At 72.0% G+C, this 20,184-nt stretch carries 21 protein-coding genes; 8 read left to right on the forward strand and 13 right to left on the reverse strand.

Annotated features, from left to right (window positions below; all coding sequences use genetic code 11):
* Nucleotides 1-19: 19 nt before the first annotated feature.
* The 3 genes from ACIQWX_RS25165 to ACIQWX_RS25175 form a co-directional block, all read right to left on the reverse strand.
* A complete protein-coding gene (locus ACIQWX_RS25165) occupies nt 20-1,315 on the reverse strand; it encodes an MFS transporter (protein WP_400875565.1) in 1,296 nt (431 codons plus the stop codon).
* A gap of 79 nt (nt 1,316-1,394) precedes the next feature.
* Nucleotides 1,395-1,901, reverse strand: a complete 507-nt coding sequence (locus ACIQWX_RS25170; protein WP_400875568.1) for a flavodoxin domain-containing protein — start codon at nt 1,899-1,901, stop codon at nt 1,395-1,397.
* A 109-nt stretch (nt 1,902-2,010) separates the two neighbouring features.
* Nucleotides 2,011-3,162: a nitric oxide synthase oxygenase gene (locus ACIQWX_RS25175; RefSeq protein ID WP_400875571.1), complete on the reverse strand. Its 1,152-nt coding sequence runs from the start codon at nt 3,160-3,162 to the stop codon at nt 2,011-2,013.
* A gap of 418 nt (nt 3,163-3,580) precedes the next feature.
* Here ACIQWX_RS25175 and ACIQWX_RS25180 point away from each other — a divergent pair, with 418 nt between their 5' ends.
* Complete coding sequence (locus tag ACIQWX_RS25180; protein WP_400875574.1) at nt 3,581-4,585, forward strand: CobW family GTP-binding protein; 1,005 nt, start codon at nt 3,581-3,583, stop codon at nt 4,583-4,585.
* Nucleotides 4,586-4,652: 67 nt separating this feature from the next.
* Nucleotides 4,653-4,934: a hypothetical protein gene (locus ACIQWX_RS25185; protein WP_400875577.1), complete on the forward strand. Its 282-nt coding sequence runs from the start codon at nt 4,653-4,655 to the stop codon at nt 4,932-4,934.
* Here the strand turns inward: ACIQWX_RS25185 and ACIQWX_RS25190 are convergent.
* Complete coding sequence (locus tag ACIQWX_RS25190; protein ID WP_400875579.1) at nt 4,931-5,491, reverse strand: TetR/AcrR family transcriptional regulator; 561 nt, start codon at nt 5,489-5,491, stop codon at nt 4,931-4,933. The two genes, ACIQWX_RS25185 and ACIQWX_RS25190, sit on opposite strands and share 4 nt — an antisense overlap.
* Nucleotides 5,492-5,582: 91 nt before the next feature.
* Here ACIQWX_RS25190 and ACIQWX_RS25195 point away from each other — a divergent pair, with 91 nt between their 5' ends.
* Complete coding sequence (locus tag ACIQWX_RS25195; protein ID WP_400875582.1) at nt 5,583-6,737, forward strand: MFS transporter; 1,155 nt, start codon at nt 5,583-5,585, stop codon at nt 6,735-6,737.
* On the opposite strand, the gene ACIQWX_RS25200 is transcribed toward ACIQWX_RS25195, so the two are convergent.
* Genes ACIQWX_RS25200 through ACIQWX_RS25210 form a run of 3 tightly spaced genes read right to left on the reverse strand, consistent with a single transcriptional unit; the run spans nt 6,734 to nt 9,262 of the window.
* Nucleotides 6,734-7,180, reverse strand: a complete 447-nt coding sequence (locus ACIQWX_RS25200; protein WP_400875584.1) for a GNAT family N-acetyltransferase — start codon at nt 7,178-7,180, stop codon at nt 6,734-6,736. The genes ACIQWX_RS25195 and ACIQWX_RS25200 overlap by 4 nt on opposite strands.
* 1 nt (nt 7,181) lies before the next feature.
* The gene (gene ligD / locus ACIQWX_RS25205) at nt 7,182-8,186 is read right to left on the reverse strand and encodes a non-homologous end-joining DNA ligase (protein WP_400875587.1); all 1,005 of its coding nucleotides are present in this window, start codon (nt 8,184-8,186) and stop codon (nt 7,182-7,184) included.
* The gene (locus ACIQWX_RS25210; protein WP_400875590.1) at nt 8,183-9,262 is read right to left on the reverse strand and encodes an ATP-dependent DNA ligase; all 1,080 of its coding nucleotides are present in this window, start codon (nt 9,260-9,262) and stop codon (nt 8,183-8,185) included. Before ACIQWX_RS25210 ends, ligD begins: the two co-directional genes overlap by 4 nt.
* 72 nt (nt 9,263-9,334) lie before the next feature.
* Here ACIQWX_RS25210 and ACIQWX_RS25215 point away from each other — a divergent pair, with 72 nt between their 5' ends.
* Together ACIQWX_RS25215 and ACIQWX_RS25220 are read left to right on the forward strand one after the other, a co-directional pair.
* On the forward strand, nt 9,335-9,841 hold the full coding sequence (locus ACIQWX_RS25215; protein ID WP_400875593.1) for a DinB family protein: 507 nt from the start codon (nt 9,335-9,337) through the stop codon (nt 9,839-9,841).
* The gene (locus ACIQWX_RS25220; protein WP_400875596.1) at nt 9,841-10,782 is read left to right on the forward strand and encodes a squalene cyclase; all 942 of its coding nucleotides are present in this window, start codon (nt 9,841-9,843) and stop codon (nt 10,780-10,782) included. Before ACIQWX_RS25215 ends, ACIQWX_RS25220 begins: the two co-directional genes overlap by 1 nt.
* Nucleotides 10,783-10,840: 58 nt before the next feature.
* On the opposite strand, the gene ACIQWX_RS25225 is transcribed toward ACIQWX_RS25220, so the two are convergent.
* Nucleotides 10,841-12,001 (reverse strand): DUF1015 family protein, encoded by a 1,161-nt coding sequence (locus ACIQWX_RS25225; RefSeq protein WP_400875599.1) that lies wholly within the window; start codon nt 11,999-12,001, stop codon nt 10,841-10,843.
* Between the two features lie 125 nt (nt 12,002-12,126).
* Between ACIQWX_RS25225 and ACIQWX_RS25230 the strand changes: the two genes are divergently transcribed.
* Nucleotides 12,127-13,644 (forward strand): MDR family MFS transporter, encoded by a 1,518-nt coding sequence (locus ACIQWX_RS25230; RefSeq protein ID WP_400875602.1) that lies wholly within the window; start codon nt 12,127-12,129, stop codon nt 13,642-13,644.
* Here ACIQWX_RS25230 and ACIQWX_RS25235 read toward each other — a convergent pair.
* From ACIQWX_RS25235 to ACIQWX_RS25245, 3 genes are all read right to left on the reverse strand, one after another.
* Nucleotides 13,641-15,596: a HelD family protein gene (locus ACIQWX_RS25235; RefSeq protein WP_400875605.1), complete on the reverse strand. Its 1,956-nt coding sequence runs from the start codon at nt 15,594-15,596 to the stop codon at nt 13,641-13,643. The genes ACIQWX_RS25230 and ACIQWX_RS25235 overlap by 4 nt on opposite strands.
* Nucleotides 15,597-15,660: 64 nt before the next feature.
* Nucleotides 15,661-16,542 (reverse strand): TIGR03854 family LLM class F420-dependent oxidoreductase, encoded by an 882-nt coding sequence (locus ACIQWX_RS25240; RefSeq protein WP_400875608.1) that lies wholly within the window; start codon nt 16,540-16,542, stop codon nt 15,661-15,663.
* Between the two features lie 35 nt (nt 16,543-16,577).
* A complete protein-coding gene (locus ACIQWX_RS25245) occupies nt 16,578-17,015 on the reverse strand; it encodes a MarR family winged helix-turn-helix transcriptional regulator (RefSeq protein WP_400875611.1) in 438 nt (145 codons plus the stop codon).
* A 79-nt stretch (nt 17,016-17,094) separates the two neighbouring features.
* Between ACIQWX_RS25245 and ACIQWX_RS25250 the strand changes: the two genes are divergently transcribed.
* Nucleotides 17,095-17,472: a DUF5313 domain-containing protein gene (locus ACIQWX_RS25250; RefSeq protein WP_400875908.1), complete on the forward strand. Its 378-nt coding sequence runs from the start codon at nt 17,095-17,097 to the stop codon at nt 17,470-17,472.
* A gap of 16 nt (nt 17,473-17,488) precedes the next feature.
* Nucleotides 17,489-18,424 carry an RluA family pseudouridine synthase gene (locus ACIQWX_RS25255; RefSeq protein WP_400875614.1) on the forward strand — a complete coding sequence of 312 codons (936 nt, stop codon included), beginning with the start codon at nt 17,489-17,491 and terminating at the stop codon, nt 18,422-18,424.
* A 40-nt stretch (nt 18,425-18,464) separates the two neighbouring features.
* Here ACIQWX_RS25255 and ACIQWX_RS25260 read toward each other — a convergent pair whose 3' ends face one another.
* Nucleotides 18,465-19,280, reverse strand: a complete 816-nt coding sequence (locus ACIQWX_RS25260; RefSeq protein ID WP_400875616.1) for a TY-Chap domain-containing protein — start codon at nt 19,278-19,280, stop codon at nt 18,465-18,467.
* A complete protein-coding gene (locus ACIQWX_RS25265) occupies nt 19,277-19,762 on the reverse strand; it encodes a DUF6301 family protein (RefSeq protein WP_400875619.1) in 486 nt (161 codons plus the stop codon). The genes ACIQWX_RS25260 and ACIQWX_RS25265 overlap by 4 nt, the downstream gene beginning before the upstream one ends.
* Nucleotides 19,763-20,184: the final 422 nt, after the last annotated feature.

Here is a 20,184-nt window from a genome sequence, read left to right on the forward strand (position 1 = left end):
AGACCGTCGCCGCGCGGGTCTACTGAGATCCGGCCGGGGCCGTCGTCACCGCCGTCTCGCCGAACCGGATTCCCTTGGCCTCCTTGCCGATCGCCGTCAGGACCGCGACCACCACCAGCCCCGGCACGACTGTCCACAAGAGAGCCGACGAGTAGCCGTGTGACTCCGCGATCGCCTGCTGGATCGGCAGGTTCAGCGCCGCGAGCAGGTTGCCCAGCTGGTAGGTCACGCCCGGGTAGAAGCCGCGGATCGCGTCCGGGGACATCTCCGTCAGGTGCGCCGGGATCACGCCCCACGCGCCCTGGACCATGATCTGCATCAGGAACGAGCCCAGCGCCAGCATCCCGGCGCCGTGGTCGAACGCGAAGATCGGGATCACCGGCAGGCCCAGCACCGCGGCCGTCACGATCGTCCGGCGGCGGCCGAGCCGCTCCGACAGCGTGCCGAAGGTGAGGCCGCCGATGATCGCGCCGACGTTGTACAGCACCGCGATCCACGTGCTCGTCGACGCGCTCAGGCCGGCGCCGCCGTTGTCGTGGGCCTTCAGGAAGCTCGGGTAGACGTCCTGGGTGCCGTGGCTCATCCAGTTGAACGCCGTCATCAGCAGGATCAGGTACCCGAAGCGGCGGATCACCTTCCCGTTCAGCAGGACGTCCTTGACCGACGTCCGCGTCACCTTCAGCTTCTCCCGGGTCGCCTCCCACACCTCCGACTCGCGCACCCGCGCGCGGATCAGCAGCGTGATCAGCGCCGGGAAGATGCTCAGCACGAAGATCCAGCGCCACTCGAGGCCGAGCGCGGAGTGGAACAGCAGGTACGCGAGCGCGGCCAGCAGGTACCCGATGGAATAGCCGACCTGCAGCAGGCCGGAGAAGAACCCGCGCCGCTCGACCGGGATCTTCTCCATCGCCAGCGCCGCGCCGAGGCCCCACTCGCCGCCCATGCCGACGCCGTAGACGAACCGCAGGACCAGCAGCACCGTGAAGTTCGGCGCGAACGCGCAGAGCAGACCGGCCACCGAGTACAGGAGGACGTCGGCGATCAGCGGGATCCGCCGGCCCACCCGGTCGGCCCAGAGACCGAACAGCAGGGCGCCGACCGGGCGCATCACCAGCGTCGCCGTGGTGATGAACGCCAGCTGGGTCGCCGTCGCGCCGAACGACTTGTCCTTGGCGATGTCCGCGAGGACGAAGACGACGAGGAAGTAGTCGAACGAGTCCATGCTCCAGCCGAGCAGCGCCGCGAGGAACGCGTTGCGCTGATCGGATGTAAGCGCTTTCTTGCCTTGAGCCGGTGCCGCTTCCCGTTCCGTCACGTTTGCCCCGTCCCGTCGGTTCTTCACCGGAAGACCTCAGGGCTGGTCTAGCACTCACCGGCCCGAGCGGGCAAGGGGTCTACAGCGCCACGCGCGTGCGGACGCGACGGCCGACGTCGCGGGCCCACGCCTTGATCCGGTCCCAGTCGCGGAAGTCGCCCGCGCGCTGCCCCGACGCCATCAGCCGCGGGATCAGCCCGCGCACGGTCGCCGGGTCCAGCCGGCCGCCGAAGGTCGCGGTGCGCTCGGCGTCGATGCGCGCGGCGAGCAGCGCCACGTTCGCCGGCAGGCTGACCTGGTGGGTGGCGGCGCCCGGGCCGCACGGTCCGCTGTGGAACAGCCACACCGGACGCTCGGACAGGGCCCGGGCGTTGCGCTCCAGCAGCCGGACGGCTTCGGGCCGCCAGCGGTGGTAGTACAGGGCGCTGCCGACGACGACCGCGCCGTAGTGGTCGACCGTGGCGACGTCGGCGGCGTCGCGCACGTCCACGCTCAGGCCGGCTTCGCCGAGCTCGGCGGCGATCACCTCGGCGATCTGCCGGGTTCCGCCGTGGCGCCCGGCGTAGGCGACGAGGACTGCGGTCATGCGGTCCATTGTCGGCCCTGCCGCGCGGTCTTGCGCCGCGGGCCGCCCACGATCCGCCATACGGGCGCTCCGACGTTGCTCTCCGTGGCGCCCCGCTCGCCGACGCAACTCAGTCCGGTGAGAGGAACGCGGGCCGCTCCTCGGGGTCGGGCGGGTCGTAGTACCGGTGGAAGACGGGAGTCTGGCCGCCCGAGAGCGGCGGGACGATCCAGCTCCAGTCGGCCGGGCACCGCCGGCCGGACCGCTCTTCGCGGTCCAGGTGGGACAGGAAGCGCCGCGATTCCGTGTGGTGGTCGGCCATCGTCACGCCGGCCGCGTCGAACGAGTGCTGCACGGCGAGCGTCAGCTCGACCAGCGCCCGGTCGCGCCACAGCGTCCGCTCGGACGCCGTCTCCAGGCCCATCAGCTCGGCGACGACCGGCAGCAGGTCGTAGCGCTGCTCGTCGGCCAGGTTCCGCGCGCCGATCTCGCTGCCGAGGTACCAGCCGTTGAACGGCGCGGCGGGGTAGGTGACGCCGCCGATCTCGAGGGGCATGTTGCTGATCGCCGGCACGGCGTGCCAGCGCAGGCCGAGCCCGGCGAACCAGCGGTGGTCAGGGTGGGTCAGCGGCACCTCGAGGACGGCGTCGGCGGGGAGCGTGAACAGCCGCGGCTCGCCGGGGGCGGCCTCGATCAGCAGCGGCAGGACGTCGAAGGAGCCTCGGCGTTCCGGTGGCCGCCACCCGAGTCTTCGCACCCGCTCGGTGAACTCGGCGTAGCGCGGGTCGCCGAGGACCGAACCGTCGTCGAGGCGGTACCCGGCGTACCGGATCAGCTGCTCGTTGTGGATGCGCGGCCCCGGCTCGGCGGGCGTGTCCGGGGCGAAGACCGTGATCGTCGGCCGGATCCGGCCGCCGCGGGTGGCCTGGCGCAGGTGCGCGACGCACTCGCCGGCGATCCCGGCGGCGTCGGTGACCCGGCGCCGGTCGCGGATCCGCAGGCTGTTCCAGTACAGGCGGCCGATGCAGCGGGCGGAGTTGCGCCACGCGACCCGCGCGCCGTACGCGAGTTCGGCCGCGGTGTGCCGGTAGGTGCCCGTTTCGGCGATTTCCGCACGGACCTCCGCGAGCCGGGTCTCGAAGCGGTCGCCCTCTTCGGCGGCGCCTTCGGCGAACATCCGGTCCAGGAATTCCTCCGCCGCAGCGGAATTGACGTCCTGCTCCCCCGAGACGCGCTGGTAGATAGGCAGCGGGGGCGTCACCCGCTCGGGTGTAACCGTCATCGCGCTTCCCCACTCTCCGGAATCGTGTCCTGCTTTCCGGCCGAAAGGTGCACCGTTCCTCCGATGTTCGCCGCAACGGGACAGGCCGGAAGTCGCTGCCACCGCAGCACCTCCGGCCAGGCCGGGGAGAGTACCCCACGTTCTCGCCAGCGCAATCCCCCGGACGTGAACGGCCTTCCGACATGACCCGCAATTCCGTTCCCGCCAGCGGAAACGCCGGAAAAATAACTGCTACCAAGCGTTATCCGGACATGCCGGAACGCATTTCCCGTGAATCGATCACTGTGGACAGTCGCACCGGAGTGATCCTTTGCCGACGGAGGAGTTTCGGCTGTTCGAGGGTATTCGCCGAATGGTCTTTCCCGGCGCCGGTCCCCCGTGTATGCCCGCGCCCGCGCGCGGGCGCTAGAGTCGTTTTGTGCGCAAGATCCCCGTGGTCCTCGTCGCCGGGTTCCTCGGCGCGGGCAAGACGACGCTGCTCAACCACCTGCTCGCCAACCGCGAGGGCGCGCGGGTCGGCGTCGTGGTCAACGACTTCGGCAGCGTGAACGTCGACGCGCTCGCCGTGGCCGGCCAGGTCGACACGATGGTCTCGCTCGGCAACGGGTGTCTCTGTTGCGCGGTCGACGCGAGCGGGCTCGACGCCATGCTGGGCCGGCTCTCGAGCGCCGAGGCGGGGATCGACGTCATCGTCGTCGAGGCCAGCGGCATCGCCGAGCCGCGCGACCTGATCCGGCTGATGATCGCCAGCGAGAACCCGGACATCCGCTACGGCGGGCTGGCGGAAGTGGTCGACGCGGCCGAGTTCGAGTCCGCCCGCGAGCGCCACCCCGAGCTGGCCGACCACGTGCGGCTGGCCGACCTGGTGGTGCTGAACAAGGCCGACCGGGTGCCGGCGGAGGAGCTGGCGAAGGTCACCGCGACGGTCGAGGAGCTCGCGCCCGGCCGTCCGCTGCTGGTCACCTCGCACGGGCGCGTCGACCCGCGGCTGTTCTTCGACCCCGAGCCCCGCGGCGAGCGCGTCGGCCAGCTGTCGTTCGACGACCTGCGCGAGCACGAACACAGCGAGCACCTGCACGCCGCGTACGAGACGGTGACGTTCACCGCGCAGACGCCGCTGGCGCCCAAGGCGTTCGTCGAGTGGCTCGAGCGGCGCCCGGCCGGGCTGTACCGGATGAAGGGCCGGGCGGACTTCGCCGCCGACGCGCGCTTCCACCTGCACACGGTGGGCGGGTTCGTGCAGCTGGAGCGCTCGGCGTGGCCGCCGGGCGAACCCCGGCGCACGGAGCTGGTGCTGATCGGCGCGGGCATCGACGCGGGTGTGGTGCTCGCCGAGCTGGCCGCGTGCGTCGCGCCGGACCCGTCGGTGGTCGACGAGCGCGGGTTGCTGCATATCCTCCGGTACCTGCCCGACGAGGCCTGACACCCCGCCACGCCGAAGATCGGCAAATGCGCCCGGGTCGCGGGAGCGGCGACGGAGACTGACGGCCATGACGACCACCGCGGTGAGCGCACCACGCTGGTACCTGGTCGGTGTGCTGCCCGAAGAAGTGCCGCTGGCGCACCTGATGACCCGCTCCGGCGACCTGCGCTACCGGCGTTCGGCGTGTGGTGAGCGCGAGTCCCGCAGCTGGAAGCCGGTGGACCTGACGACGTCGGAGGTGGCGCCCTGCCCGGCGTGCGTGGCGACGCTGCCCGCGCCGCCGGCGGGTATTCGCGTGGCGCCGTCCGGCGATGACCTCGGCCAGCTCTCGCTGGACCTGGGGGTCTAAGCCGTCAAGGTCTCCGCGAGCCGCTTCGCCGTGCGGAACGGCTGCGCGGTCCGGACGACCACGGCGGTGACCGCGGCGCCTTCGAGCAGCAGCATCAGCTCGTCCGCGAGCGTTCCGGCGTCGGCGCGTCCGCCGCGGTCGAGCTGGGCACGCAGGAAGCCGTGCAGCGCGGTTTTGTGGTGGCGGACGACCTCGCGGACCGGGTCGCCGGGGTCGGGGAACTCCGAGGTCGCGTTGAGGAAGGCGCAGCCGCGGTAGTCGTCGCGGGCCAGCCAGTCTTCGTAGGCGTCGAACACCGCCAGGACGCGGCTTCGCGGGTCGGCGTGCCCGTCGGTGATCCGGTCGATCTCCTCCTGCCACCGCCGGTCGCGTTCCCGCAGGTAGGCGACGACGAGCCGGGTCTTGGAGCCGAAGTTGCCGTAGAGGGCCGCTTTCGTCACGCCCGCCTCGGCCGCGACCGTGTCGACACCCACGGCGTGGATCCCGTCGCGGTAGAACAGCGTCGACGCGGCTTCGAGCACCTTGGCTCGCGCGGCGCCGGGAGGCGTGCGACCCACGGCGTTTCTCCCCACTGGTCGGTATGGCTCTGGCCTGCACTGATTGTACCATCGATTGACAACAGACAGACCTGTCTGTTTGGTGGAGGTCATGGCCCTCGAAACGGAACGGAAGCCCACGGCCGCGTGGTGGCCGACCGCCGCGGCCGGAGCTGGTGTGATCGCCCTTTGCTACGGCTTCGCGCGCTACGCGTACGGGCTGTTCGTGCCGCGGTTCAGCGAGACGTTCGGGCTGACGACCGTCGGCGTCGGCGTCCTCGGCGGCTTGTCCACCGCCGGGTACGGTCTCGGCCTGCTGCTGTCGCCGTCGACGTCCCGCAGGTCCGCGCACGGCACGGTCGTCCTGGCCGGCGTGTCGGCGACGCTCGGCCTGGCGTTGATGGCGGCGGCCCCGGGGGTCGTGGTGTTCGGGGCGGGCATCGTCGTCGCGGGCGCCGGCGCCGGGCTCGTTTCGCCCGGCGTCGCCCAGCTGATCGGCCGGACGGTCGGGGTGGGCGTCCGCGACCGGGCGCAGACCTGGGCCAACACCGGGACCGGGCTGGGGTTGGCGGCATCGGCGTTCACACCGTTGCTGGCGTTCGGCTGGCCCGCGATCTGGGCCGCGTTCGCCGCCCTCGGCGTGGTGGTGACGCTGCTCGCGTGGCGGGTGCTGCCCCGGACACCGGCCGCCGCGCCGGATTCCGGCTCGGCCCGTGGCATGGCACCGCTGGTGGTCAACTCGGTCCTGATCGGGGTGACCAGCGCGCCGTACTGGACCTTCTCGAGTTCGCGGCTCACCGAAGCGGGCCTGAGTCCGGTCGCGGTCACGTGCTGCTGGTGCGCGATCGGCCTGGCCGGGTTGTTCGGCGGCCTGGCCGGCCGGTGGGCCTCGCGGGTGGGCTTGCGGATCGCGAACGTGGCGGTGTGGACGCTGGCGGCCGCGGGGATCGGCTTGCTGGCCTTGCCCCAGCTCGGATTGGTCGGGGCGCTGGTGTCGAGCGCGCTGTTCGGTTTGACGTACATGGCGCTGACCGGGCTGTGCATCCTGTGGGCCGCGCGGCTGTTCCCCGAGCGGCCGGCCCGCGGGGTGACGTGGTCGTTCGCGGGACTGGGCGCGGGCCAGACGGCCGCGGCTCCCTTGGCGGGCGCCGCGGCGGCCGGGATCGGGCAGGCGGCGGTGTTCGGGGTGACGGCGTTGGTGGCTCTGGTCGCTTGGAGCCAGCTCTCACCCCGGCTCGCACCGCCGGTCGAATCACTCCCCGGCTAGGCCAATTCCTTCTCGTAGCAGACCGACTCCGGGTCACCCTCGTGCGGCGGGAAGTTCGGCACCCGCCGGTACCCCGCCCTCTCGTACAAGCGCATCGCCTCCGGCTGGCGGACCCCGGTCTCGAGGCGAATCCGCACCCCGCCCCCGCTGCGGGCCAGCCGCTCGGACTCCGCCATCAGCGCCGTCGACACGCCCGTGCCGCGGGCGTCCGGCGCGACGAACATCCGTTTCAGCTCATATACGCCCGGCGAGACCGGCTCGACCGCGCAGCAGCCGATCGCGCGGGAACCCTCGCGGGCCAACAGGAAGCGGCTCGCCGGGGCCAGCGGTCGCGGGCGGGCGTCCGGAGGCAAGTCGTAAACGACCACCAGTTCGGCCGTCATCGCCGTCAGCAGCGCCAGCAGGAACCCGTCGTCGGCTGGGCACTCCGCGACCGTCGCCACCTCACGCCTTCTTCGCCCGGCTCGGCGCCACCCGCGGCGGCTCGTTCGGCATCTTCGGGTACACCGGCGGCCAGGGCGCGTCCATCAGCCCGTTCGCCAGGTCCGCTTCGGACATCGCCAGCAGCGGCTCGATCGACTGCGGCCGCTCCCCCGCCCCCGCCCACGGGTCGCCGCGCTCGGCCACCCGCGCCGGCACCGTGCTCAACGTGAACGCGTCCGGCTCGACGCCGTCCAGCTCGTCCCACGCGATCGGCGTCGACACCTGGCCGCCCACCCGCGGCCGCACGCACCACGTGCCGAACACGGTCTTGTGCGGCGCGTTCTGGTTGAAGTCGACGAACACGCGCGAGCCGCGTTCTTCCTTCCACCACTGCGCGGTGATCTTCTCCGGGTGCCGCCGCTCCAGCGCCCGCGCCAGCGCGACGGCCGCGGCCCGCACCTGGAAGCCGTCCCAGCGCGGTTCGAGCATCACGTACAGGTGCAGGCCCCGCGACCCGGACGTCTTCAGGTGGCCCTCGATACCGTGCTCCGCCAAGAAGTCCTTGGTCAACAGGGCGGCTTCGCGCAGCTCGTCGAACCCGATCCCCGGCGACGGGTCGAGGTCGACGCGCAGCTCGTCGGTCACCTCGGGTGTGTCCGCGAGGTACGGCCAGACGTGGAAACCGAGGCACCCCAGGTTGACCGCCCACAGGATGTGGGCCAGGTCCTTGGCGACGAGCGCGTCGCTCGTCGTGCCGTTCGGCGTCGAGACGACCGTGGTGCTCAGCCACGGCGGCGCGCCCTTCGGCACGCGCTTCTGGAACCAGTTCTTGCCGCCCGCGCCGTCCGGGTAGCGCTCCAGCAGCAGCGGACGCCCGCCGAGCCGCGCCAGCAACGGCCCCGAAACCGCCCGGTAGTACTCGACGAGGTCGAGCTTCGTCTGCCCCCGCTCCGGGAAGTAGACCTTGTCCGGGCTGCTGATCTTGACCTCGACGCCGTCGACGTCGAGCAGCATCGCCTCGCTCATCTCGCCTCCCCGAACAGGTTCGCGAGCTCGGCGGGCGGTGCCTCGTCGAGCTGGGCGTACGTGCACGACTCCGGCGTGCGATCGGGCCGGAACCGGACCAGCCGCCCGCCGTGGCGGAACCGGCCGCCCTGCAGGTGCTCGTAACGGACCTCCGCGACCCACTCCGGACGCAGCGGCTCCCAGGACAGGTCCTTCTGCGGCGCCCAGCGGCTGTTCGCGCCCGGTTGCCTGCCGGCCGGGGGCTCGTACTCGGCCCAGGACCGCCACGGGTGCCCTTCCAGCGCGTTCTCCCGCAGGGGTGCCAGCTCTTCGACCAGCTCCGCCCGCCGCGTCTTCGTGAAGCTGCTGGCCACCCCGACGTGGTGGAGCACGCCTTCGTCGTCGAACAGGCCGAGCAGCAGCGAACCGACGCCGGCGCCGTCCTTGTGCCAGCGGAACCCCGTCACGACGCAGTCGGCCGTGCGCTCGTGCTTGACCTTCAGCATCACGCGCTTGTCCTGCTCGTACGGCAGGTCGCCGGGCTTGGCCATGACGCCGTCGAAGCCCGCGCCCTCGAACCGGGTGAACCAGTCCTCGGCCTGGGCGGGATCTTCGCTCAACGGCGTCAGGTGGACGCGCTGGAGGCCTTCGGCGTCGGTGCGGAGGATGCTTTCCAGCTGCGCGCGCCGCTCGCGGAAGGGCGCCTCGGTGAGGTCGGTGTCGCCGAGGGCGAGCAGGTCGAAGGCGATGAAGCTGGCCGGCGTCTCCTCCGCGAGCTTGCGCACGCGCGAAGCCGCCGGGTGCAGCCGCAGCTGCAGCGTCTCGAAGTCGAGCCCGGCCGGGGTGACCAGCACGATCTCGCCGTCCACGACGCAGCGCGGCGGCAGCGCGGCGGCCAGCAGCTCCACCAGCTCCGGGAAGTAGCGGGTCAGCGGGCGGTCGTTGCGGGAGCCGAGCTCGATCTCGTCGCCGTCGCGGAACACGACGCAGCGGAAGCCGTCCCACTTGGGCTCGTACAGCAGCCCCGGGTCACGAGGCACCTCGTGCACGGCTTTCGCGAGCATCGGCCGCACGGGCGGCATCACGGGCAAGTCCACGTCGGCGAGCTTAAATCACCGGTACGACACTTCTTGGAAAAAGACGCAGCTCGGCGTGATAGACACTGTCCGGTGACCACCGAACGACCCGAACCGCCGCTGACCGGGGGCGAGCGCGAAATGCTGCGCACGTTCCTCGACTTCCACCGCGCCACCCTCGCCATGAAGTGCGACGGGCTGTCCGACGAGGACCTCCGCCGGGCGTCGAGCCCGCCGTCGACGCTGTCCCTGCTGGGCCTCGTGCGGCACATGGCCGAGGTCGAGCGCACCTGGTTCCGGCGGGTGATCAACGCCGAGGACGTCCCGCTGCGGTGGTCACCCGAAGGGGACTTCCAGGCCGCCTACGACGCGAGCGGTTCGACCCGCGCGGAAGCGTTTGAAGCGTGGCAGGCCGAAGTGGAGCACTCGCGCAAGATCGAAGAAGCGGCCGAGTCCCTGGACGTCACCGGGCACCAGGCGCGCTGGGGCGAGGACGTCTCGCTGCGGCTGGTGATGCTGCACATGATCCACGAGTACGCGCGCCACAACGGTCACGCCGACTTCCTGCGCGAGGCCATCGACGGGGTCACGGGCGCCTGATGGACGTGCTCGCCTGGTTGCGCGACTCCGATCCGGCGCTGCGCTGGCAGGTCGAGCGCGACCTGGCGGGCGAGCCGCCCGAGGTCTGGCAGGCGACGCGCGCCCGGGTCGCCACGGAAGGCTTCGGCGCGCGGCTGCTGTCCCTGCAGGACCCGGACGGCCAGTGGGCGGGCGGCGCGTTCTTCCCGGCGGGCTTCCGCGGCGGCGAGGCCCAGCCCTGGACGGCGACGACGTGGACGTTGAACTCCCTGCGCGAATGGGGCCTCGACGCTTCGGTGCTCGGCGACACCGCCTCGCGGCTGGCCGAGAACAGCCGGTGGGAGTACGAGAACTTGCCCTACTGGGCCGGCGAGGTCGACTGCTGCATCAACGCGTGGACGCTGGCCAACGGCGTGTGGCTCGGCGCGGACGTCGCCGGGATCGCGGAGTGGTTCGTGACGCACCGGCTGCCGGACGGCGGCTGGAACTGCGAGTGGGTCGAGGGTTCGACGCGCTCGTCCGTCCACTCCACACTCAACTCGCTCAAGGGCCTGCTGGCGTTCGAGCAGGCCACCGGCGGCACCGACGCGGTGCGCGAAGCCCGCCTCGCCGGCGAGGAGTACCTGCTGGAGCGCCGCCTCCTGCGGCGGTTGTCGACGGGCGAACCGATCGTGCCCGGTGTGGGCGAGTTCTCCTACCCGATCCGCTGGCACTACGACGTGCTCAACGCGGCTTCGTACTTCCGCGACGCGGACCGCCCCGACCCGCGCCTGACCGACGCGATCGACCTGATCCGCGCGGCCCGGCAGCCGGACGGGACGTGGCTGCAGACCGAGCGGCACACCGGCCGGGTGTGGTTCGAGGTGGACGTGCCGGCGGGCCAGCCGTCGAAGTGGCTGACGCTGTTCGCGACCCGGGTCCTCAGCTGGTGGGACGCCCGGCCGCTCCCCTGCCTGACGTGAATGACTCATTCATGTCGTCAGGCGACATGAATGAGTCATTCACGTCATTTCGGACCCGTCACAGCTCCGCCAGCACCAGCCCGCTGCGCGGCTTCGGCGTGAAGTAGGTGGCCTTCCGCGGCATCCGCCGCCCCGCCGCGTGCACGGCGAGCACGTCCGCGAACCGCACCGGCGCGAGCAGGACCACCGCGTCCGCGCCGGCCGGCACCGGACGTCCCGCGGGCAGCGGCCGGACGCACGGCCCGTCCGGGTCCACGCCCAGCGCGCCGGCGAACAGGACCCGCTCGACGACCTCGTGGTCGATCACCGGCGACGGCCCGTCCGGAACCGGCAGCGGGATCCGCAGCACCGCCGCACCCGCGCGGACCACCACCTCGCCCGGGACGGGCACCGCGTGCTCGTCGTACCGGACGTCCAAGCCGGCCGCCGACCAGCGTGTCACCAGGTCCTCCGGGCCGAGCCCGGTGCCCGTCAGCACCCGGTGGATCGCGCCGATCCGCAGTTGCGGGCCCGCCGTGACCAGGGCCAGCAGCGCGCCGTGGCCGGCCGCCGCGGCCGCCGCGACCCGGTGGTTGCCGTCGGCCACCAGGAGGTCGGCCGCCGCGACCGCGGCCAGCAGCCGGTTCTGCAACGGCCCCGGCGGCACCACCCACAGCTCGTGCCGCCGCCCGGCCGCGTCCGTTGTGGACAGATCGGGCAGACCGAGGCCGGCGCAGGCGCGTTCGACCTGCTCGGTCAGCAGGTCGCCGCCCGAGGCCGGGACGAGCATCGCGGCGCTCGTCGCGCAGCCCAGCCCGGCCAGCACCGCGGCGCGTTCGGCCACGACGTCGGCGTAGACGTCTTCGGTGTGCCGGACCCGCGCGGCGCCGTCGTCGGTGACGGCCGCCGGGTCGACCAGGCACAGCAGGCCGAGTGCCACGCCGTCCGGCCCTTCGATCCGGTAGGGCGCGACGAACTCGTGCACCGGCCGGTAGGACCGCTTGCGGAGCCGTTCGAGCACGGCCCGCGCGACCGGGACCGCGGCGGCCAGGTCGAGCCCGCGCGCCAGCGCCGCCGGCGTCCGGGCCGGGTGCTGCACGGCCAGCAGGCTGTCGGCGGCGCCGGGCTCGGCCAGCGCGGCGACCACGCGGTCGGGCTCGGCGAACTCGTCGACGTCGGGGCCGGGCACCGCGTCGCGCACCACCCACCCCTGCCCGATCGGGCGGATCCAGTCGCTCATCCGACCCATCTTCCGGGATGCGCACTGTGACGGAAATTCACTGGGGTCCCGGGGACCCGGATGGAATGCTTAGGAGAGCAAAGTAGTTGACCCCGGTCATGACCCTCCCGAGGAGCAGCCCGCCGATGACGACCGACGCCGCCACCAGCGTGAAAGGGGTCGGTTTCCGGTCGGAGCGCGGCCCGGTGCTGATCGCGGTCATGCTCAGCACGGCGCTCGTCGCGCTGGACAGCACGATCATCGCGACCGCCGTCCCGTCGGTGGTGCGCGACCTCGGCGGGTTTTCGCAGTTCCCGTGGCTGTTTTCGATCTACCTGCTGACCCAGGCGGTCACCGTCCCGCTCTACGGCAAGTTCGCCGACGTCCTCGGCCGCCGCCCGGTGATGTTCTTCGGAGTCGCGGCGTTCCTCGTCGGCTCGGTGCTGTGCGGCGCCGCGTGGAGCATGCCGGTGCTGATCGCGGCGCGCGCGGTGCAGGGCATCGGCGCCGGCGCGATCCAGCCGATGTCGATGACGATCATCGGCGACCTCTACACGGTCGAGGAGCGCGCCCGGGTGCAGGGCTACGTCGCGAGCGTCTGGGGCATCGCGTCGGTCGTCGGCCCGACGCTCGGCGGTGTGTTCGCCGAGTACCTCGACTGGCGCTGGATCTTCTTCATCAACCTGCCGCTCGGCGCGATCGCCGCGCTGATGCTGCACCGCAACTTCGCCGAGAAGGTGGAACGCAAGGCCCACAAGGTCGACTACACGGGCGCGGCGCTGCTGACGATCGGCTGCTCGCTGGTCATCCTGGGCCTGCTCGAAGGCGGCGTCGCGTGGGGTTGGGGCTCGGTGCCGAGCGTGGCGATCTTCGCCGCGGGCGCGCTGCTGCTCGTCGCGTTCGTGCTGGTCGAGAAGCGTGCCGTCGAGCCGGTGCTGCCGCTGTGGGTGTTCACCCGCCGGATCCTGGTCGGCGGCAACCTCCTGGCCGTGGTGGTCGGCGCGGTCCTGATGGGCCTGACGTCGTACCTGCCGACGTACGCCCAGGGCGTCCTCGGCGCGGGCGCGCTGGTCGCCGGGTTCGCGGTGGCCGCGCTGACGGTCGGCTGGCCGATCTCGGCGTCCCTGGCCGGCAAGGTCTACCTGCGCATCGGCTTCCGCGACACGGCCCTGATCGGCACGGTGTTCGTCGTCGGCGGCGGCGTCCTGGTGGCGCTGCTGGACGCGTCGTCGTCGATCTGGGCGGCGGCGCTGGCGGCGTTCGTCCTGGGGCTGGGCCTGGGCATGACGTCGAGCCCGACGCTGGTGGCGGTCCAGTCGGTGGTCGGCTGGGACCGCCGCGGCGTGGTGACGGCGACGAACCTGTTCAGCCGTTCCCTGGGCAGCGCGGTCGGCGCGGCGGTCTTCGGCGCGATCGCCAACGCGACGCTGGCCTCGCGGTTCGCGTCGCCGCCGCCCGAGGTGGCGGGCAAGCTCCCGCCCTCGGTGGACGCGACGAGCACGGTGCTGAGCGGCCACCCGGACAACTCCCCGGTGGCGACGTTCGTGCGGGGTGCCTTGGCGGAGGCGACCCACTACGTCTTCGTCGGGCTGCTGGTCGTGGCGGTGGTTTCGGTGGTCGCGCTGCTGCTCATGCCGCGCAAGACCGAACAGCTGGAGTTCTAAGCGCTTCGGACGGCCAGCGAACGCAGCTCCGCCGGCACCGGACCGGGGTGCACGACGCCGAGTCCGCGAGTCGCGCGGGTCATGGCCACGTAGAGGTCGGCGGGGCCGGCGGCCAGGATGGCCGCCGGGTCGGCGATGACGACTTCGTCGAACTCCAGCCCCTTCGCCTCGGCCGGCGTCAGCAGGACGACGTCGTCGGTGAGGTCGGGCGGCACCGGCAGCGCGAGTGCGGCCGCCAGCTCGTCCGTCCGCGGCGCGATGATCGCCAGCTTGCCGCCGGTGTGCGCGCGGGCCAGCGCGGCGAGTGTCCCGGGCACGTCCGCGGTCCCGACGCGCCACGGCCGTTCCCCGCTCTCGCGCACCGACCGCGGCGGCCGCACCGCCGGGTGGTGCGCGGCGAGCACTTCGGCCGCGACCGCCATGATCTCGGCCGGCGTGCGGTAGTTGACGGTCAGCTCGGCGAGCCGGTGCGGCCGCGGCACGCGGTCCCACGAAGTGGCGCCCGCCGCGGTCCCGGTCTGCGCCAGGTCCCCGACGACGGTCATCGACCGGGACGGGCAGCGGCGCGCCAGCATCCGCCAGTCCATTTCGGACAGTTCCTGCGCCTCGTCGACCACCACGTGCCCGAACACCGGCACGCTCGCGCCGACCAGGGCGGCGGCTTCGTCGAGCAACGGGACGTCCGCGGCGCTCCACGGCCCCGCGACGACGTCGGCCGGGGTCAGCGGCGGCCACAGGTCGTCGAGCACGTCCTGGACGCCGGGGTCGGCGAGCAGCGCCGTCCGCACGGCTTCCCGATCGACGTCATCCAGCAGGACGCGCGGGCCGTCGTCCTCGGCGCCGAGGACCACGCCCGCACCGGCCAGCGCCCGGAGGTCGGCATCGCTGAGCCGGCCGTCGGCGCTGCCGCCGTCGAGTGCTTCCCCGGTTTCGGTGAACACGACCGCCTCCATGCGGTCGACCAGCTCCCCGGCGAGCGTCCCCACGACCTCCCGGTGGAACACCTGACGCGCCGGGTTGTGCGGCAACCCGGTCTCCCGCGCCTTCCGGACGGCCCGGCGGACCACCGCCGTTTCCAGCCGCAGCACCTGCTGCTCGAACTCGACGTCGACCGGTTCGTCCGGCACCCGGACGGTCGCGCGTACCCGCCTGGAAAGCTCGGCGGCCATGTCCGCGCGGCCCTTGCGGACGGCGTCCTCGGCCGAGTCCACCTCGCTCACGACTACGCCGGGGACGAGGTCGGGCACGGTCGCCGTCACCACGCGATTTTCGCCGAGCCCGGGCAGCACCTGGCCGATGTAGTCGAGGAACACCCGGCTGGGGCCGAGCACGAGCACGCCGCGGGTCCGCAGGTGCTCGTGGGTGTAGAGCAGGTAGGCGACGCGGTGCAGGGCGACGGCCGTCTTGCCGGTGCCCGGGCCGCCCTGCACGACGAGCACGCCGCGGGCGCCGTCGCGGACGATCCGGTCCTGCTCGGCCCGCAGGGTCGTGACGACGTCGCGCATGCGCCCGGTGCGCTCGGCCGTCACCGCGGCGAGCAGCGCGGCCTCGCCGACGAGGTCGTCACCGGGTGCGTCGGGGTCGAGCAGTTCGTCGTCGAGGGCGACGACGGTCCGCCCGCGCGTGCTGATCCGCCGCCGGCGCACGACGTCGCCGGGTTCGGCGGCGGTGGCGGTGTAGAAGTGCCGGGCCGCGGGTGCGCGCCAGTCGACCAGCAGGGCCTCGTCGTCTTCGAACAGGCCGAGCCGTCCGATGTAGACCCGCCGGCCGCCGGTGAGGTCGAGCCGCCCGAAGCAGAGCCCGTCTTCGACCACCTTCAGCCGAGCGAGTTCCCCCTGCCACACGTCTGCCGCGTGCCCGCGGGCGAGGGCGGCGGCCGCTTCCGCGCGCAACGCGTCGAGGCGGGCGTACAGGGTGTTCAGGTGGTCCTGCTCGGCGGCGAGTTCACGCATGCCGACGAGGGTGCCCGCGAACTCGCGCGAAGTGCAGTCTTGTTCTTCTTGACAGCCTCAGCCGTCAGTTCTGGAGCGGCGCCAGCTCGGCCTGGAACTTCTCCAGGAAGTCCTCGAAGTCGCCGTGGCCGGGGCGGATCACGAACTTCGACAGGCCGGCCTCGATGTGCTGCTCTACCAGCCTGCGGGCGTCGGCCCAGCTCGTCGCGACGAGGTCTTCGAGTGGCGCGCCCGGATTCCGCCGGGCCGCGGCGGCCGTCAGCTCGCCGGGCAGGCCGTGTTCCGCGACGGCCAGGCTCAGCCCGAAGTGGTCTTCCTCGATTTCGCGTCCCGCCTCGGCCGCGGCCTCCTGGATCGCCAGCCGAGCGTCGCGCGCCTGGGCCGGGGTGAGGAAGCTGCCCAGCCAGCCGTCGGCCAGCCGGCCGGTGCGGCGCAGGGCCGCCGGAGCCGAGCCGCCCAGCCAGACGTCCAGGCGCTTCGCCGGACGCGGACCCAGCCTTACTTCGGAGACTTGGAAGAACTCGCCGTCGAAGGTCACTTCGTCCTCTTCGAGGAGACGGCGTAGCAAGGTCAGGGACTCGTCGAACACCGCAGCACGCTTGCCCGCCGGCACCGGGAACAGGTCGTTTTCCGCCGGACGCGCCGGGCGCAGGCCGAACACCGGCAAGACCCGCTTCGGTGCCAGGCCGGCCAGCGTCAGCAGCTGCTTGGCGACGAGCACCGGGTGCCGTCCGGGCAGGATCGCGACGCCGGTGCCGACCTTGAGCTTCGACGTCCGCGCGAGTGCGTGCGCCATGCCGATCATGGGGTCGACTTCGGATGAGTACACCAGTTCGGAGAGCCACAGCGAGTCGACGCCGGCGTCCTCGAGCCGCTCCGCCAGCCCGGCGAACGCCGGCGGCCCCGTCCCCGCCGCCGGCGCGACGCCCAGCCTGATCTTCAGCACACTGTGCTCAACCCCACGCGGCGCGGGGGCATTCCTCAGGCCGTGGCGTCGATGACCCGGGTCAGCACACCGTGGAGCTCCTCGAGTTCGGCGACGTCCATCCCGAGCGTCTCGACCACCTTGTACGGGATCTTCTCCGCCTCGGCCCGCAGCGCGCGGCCCTTGTCAGTCAGCTCGACCGTCAGCTGCCGCTCGTCTTCGCGGCTCCGGCTGCGCGTGACGTACCCGAGCGCCTCGACCCGCTTGAGCAGCGGGGACAGCGTCGCCGGCTCGTGGCGCAGCGTTGTCCCGAGATCCTTGACCGAGCGCGGCGAGCGCTCCCACAGCGCCAGCATCACCAGGTACTGCGGGTGGGTCAGGCCGTACGGCTCCAGCAGCGGCCGGTAGATCGCGATCACGCTGCGCGAAGCCACCGACAGCGCGAAGCACACTTGCCGGTCCAGCTTCAGCGGGTCTTCACCCAGGTCGATCATGGCGCGATCCTAACGTGGCCCACGAGACAGTTAGTACACTAATCATTAGTGTACGCTAGACCTCATGGAACGACCTGGTGTGCTCCGCTGGTTCGGCTACGCGGTCGGGGTCAAGCTGCCGGCCCGCTACAACGACTGGGCACTGCACGACGCGACGTCGAAGCACTGGCGGGCCCGGTACGTGCTGCAGCGCTCGGTCGGCATCGTGCCGCTGTGCGCGGTGTGGCTGCTGCTGCCCGGCTCGATCTGGCTGCGGCTCTCGCTGGTCCTGATGGCCGCGCTCGTGGCGTACTTCTACTCCTGCGCGTACATGGAGGAGAGCGTCGAGCACCGGCTGGGCAGGCAGGGCTTCCCGCACCACACCGGCCGCCGCATCCGCGCCGAGGCCGCCGAAGCGAAGAACGCCGAGGCGACCGCCCGCTACGTCGCGCGCTACCGGACGCCGTCGGAGGGTTAGCTACAGTCGGGGGACGATGAGACGCAAGCTCCGGCCCCCGATCCCGCCCCGCCACGGGCTGGATCCCGCCCGGCTGAAACTGCCCGACGGCGAGTGGCCGACCCTGCTGGCGCACCTCGTCGACCGGCTGCCGCGGGTGACGCCGGACCGCATCGAGCAGATGCTGCGCGAGGAACGCATCCACGGCTCCGACGGCCCGCTCGGCGTCGACACGCCGTACGCGCCCGGCTCGTTCATCTGGTTCCACCGCGACCTCCCCGACGAGGTGCCGGTGCCGTTCGAAATCCGCGTCGTGCACCGCGACGAGCACCTGCTGGTCGTCGACAAGCCGCACTTCCTGGCGACCATCCCGCGCGGGCAGCACATCCTCGAGACGGCGCTCGTGCGCCTGCGCCGCGACCTCGACCTGCCGCACCTCTCCCCCGCCCACCGCCTCGACCGCGTCACCGCCGGGCTGGTGATGTTCGTGATCACGCCGGAGCTGCGCGGGAAGTACCAGACGCTCTTCCGCGACCGGAAGGTCCACAAGGAGTACGAGGCGATCGCGCCGTTCGACGCGGCTTTGGAGCTGCCGCGGATAGTGCGCAGCCGGATCGTCAAGGAGCGTGGCGTGCTGGCCGCGCAGGAGGTGCCGGGCGAGCCGAACGCGGAGACGTACGTCGAGCTGGCCGAGCACCGCCACGGCCTGGGCCGCTACCGGCTGGTGCCGTCGACGGGCCGGACGCACCAGCTGCGCGTGCACCTGAGCGGCTTGGGCATCCCGATCCTCGGCGACGACTTCTACCCGGTGCTGCGCGAAAAGCCGTTGGGGGACTTCACGAAACCGCTGCAGCTGCTGGCGCGGGTCGTCGCGTTCGACGACCCGGTGACCGGGACGCCCCGCCGGTTCACGAGCGGCCTGCACCTGACGGCTTGGGACGACCTCGACGCGTGGGCGGCGCGCCCGGCGTGAACCGGGACGCCGCGTGCGTCACCCGGGTCGGGACGGCGGATCAGCCGAGCCCGAGTCCGGGCAACTCGACCGCGGTGGCCTCCGCACCCTGCGGTTGGCGCCACGCCCGGTACCGGAGTTCATCCGGGCCGACGATGCCGTACGCCTGGCGAAGCGCCGCAACACAACGCCGTGCCAGCTGCGCGAACTCGGCGGTGAGCGCGGGGCGCCGAAGCGACGACGTCCAGTTCGGCTGCCCGGCGTCCGGCGCCACCCAGTCGAACCTGCGCAGCTGAAACTCGTCGGCGTCCGCCACGACGTCCGTCCCCGGTGCTTCCGCGTAGAGCCGGTCGGGCGAGCCGGCGAACTGCACGTACCGCCTCGGGTCCGCCGCCGCGTGGACGATGAGGACCACACCATCGGTCACGTCGCGGAACGTGTCCGTGAGCCGTTCGGTGAACTGCTCCCAGTCGTACGCGACCTTCCACGGCATCGAAACGGGGGTGACCGTGGTGGTGAACCGCAGCTCCGGGTCCCCGAACACGACGTGCTTCTGCAACGGCCCGCGATGATCGGCCCGCTCGAAACCCTCGGCGACCGCCCGTGGGTCGTGCGCGGTCACCCAGTAACCACCCGGCGCGCCCTGACCGACCTCGACCGGCAGACCGCGGTAGGTGCCGGGGCAGGACACGTCGTAGCAGTCCAGCACGTCATCGTGCTTGATCGGCCGCACGAAGTAGCGGCGCCCTTCCTTGGCGAACGACTCGTCGACCGCGTGGTCCGCCGCGATCCACCACTTCCCGGCCGAGTGCCGCAGCCGGTACTCGACATCCCGGTACCGGACGAATCGCCCGGTCTCCCGAGGGTCCGGGTTCACCGGTGTCCGGCCTTCCGGTCGAGCTCGACGCCCTGCGGGGTCTCGAACTTCGCACCGAGGCCCTTCAAAGCGTTGTCGAACGAGATCCGCGCGCCGGACGCCGTGTCCCAGGTCGCGGACGACGTCCCCTCGAAGTCACGCATCGCCGGCGCCCCCCACCGCGTTTCCGCCTCGCGCACCACCAGGGCGAAGGCGTCCCCGAGGAACCGCCTCGATGCGGCGGTGACCTCGCGGATCGTGTCCGAGACGTCGAGCTTGACGTAGGACAGGTCACCTTTGGAGCCGATGGTCATCACGTCCGCGAAGGTGAACCCGGACACGGTGTTCATGAGGTAGGAGACGCCGTCCTCGACCTCGATCGTCCAGCCGAACCACTCGACGGCCAGCTGGTGCACCTGCTCACGCGTGAGCGGCCACGGCGCGACCTCCCAGAACTCCATGAGGTCACACACCTCGACGGGCGTCATCGCCTTCCAGCTCACTTCGTGATCGTCTCATGTCGATCTTGCGGCAGGGTTCGCAGACGGCCTGACCAGATCAACAACGACAAACAGCGGGTCAGGGCCCCACCTCGCCTATTTGTGCCAAAACTTAGGGCATCGTTTTTCCGAGCTGGCACCTTTCGTGGTCAGATAGGGCCTGACCTGCATTTTCGGGCCGGTTGAGGCTGACTAAGGCCGATCCGGGCCGGACGTGTGACGGCCTGGCCTCCTGCCGCTCCCCATGCGCATGCGGTCCGCTGACTACCTGAAGGCCACGGCAGAGAATCGGGCCCGCGCGTCCAGCCGTTCACGACGGTGTCACTGGGCCGGCGGGGCAGGTTCGAGGACATCGTGCACGCGGTGCTGCTGTCGGTGTCGGCGACGGACCCGGAGCGGGCCCTGGCCAGCTGGAAGACGACCGA

It is taken from the genome of Amycolatopsis sp. NPDC098790 (genome assembly GCF_044759945.1).
Lineage (GTDB): Bacteria > Actinomycetota > Actinomycetes > Mycobacteriales > Pseudonocardiaceae > Amycolatopsis.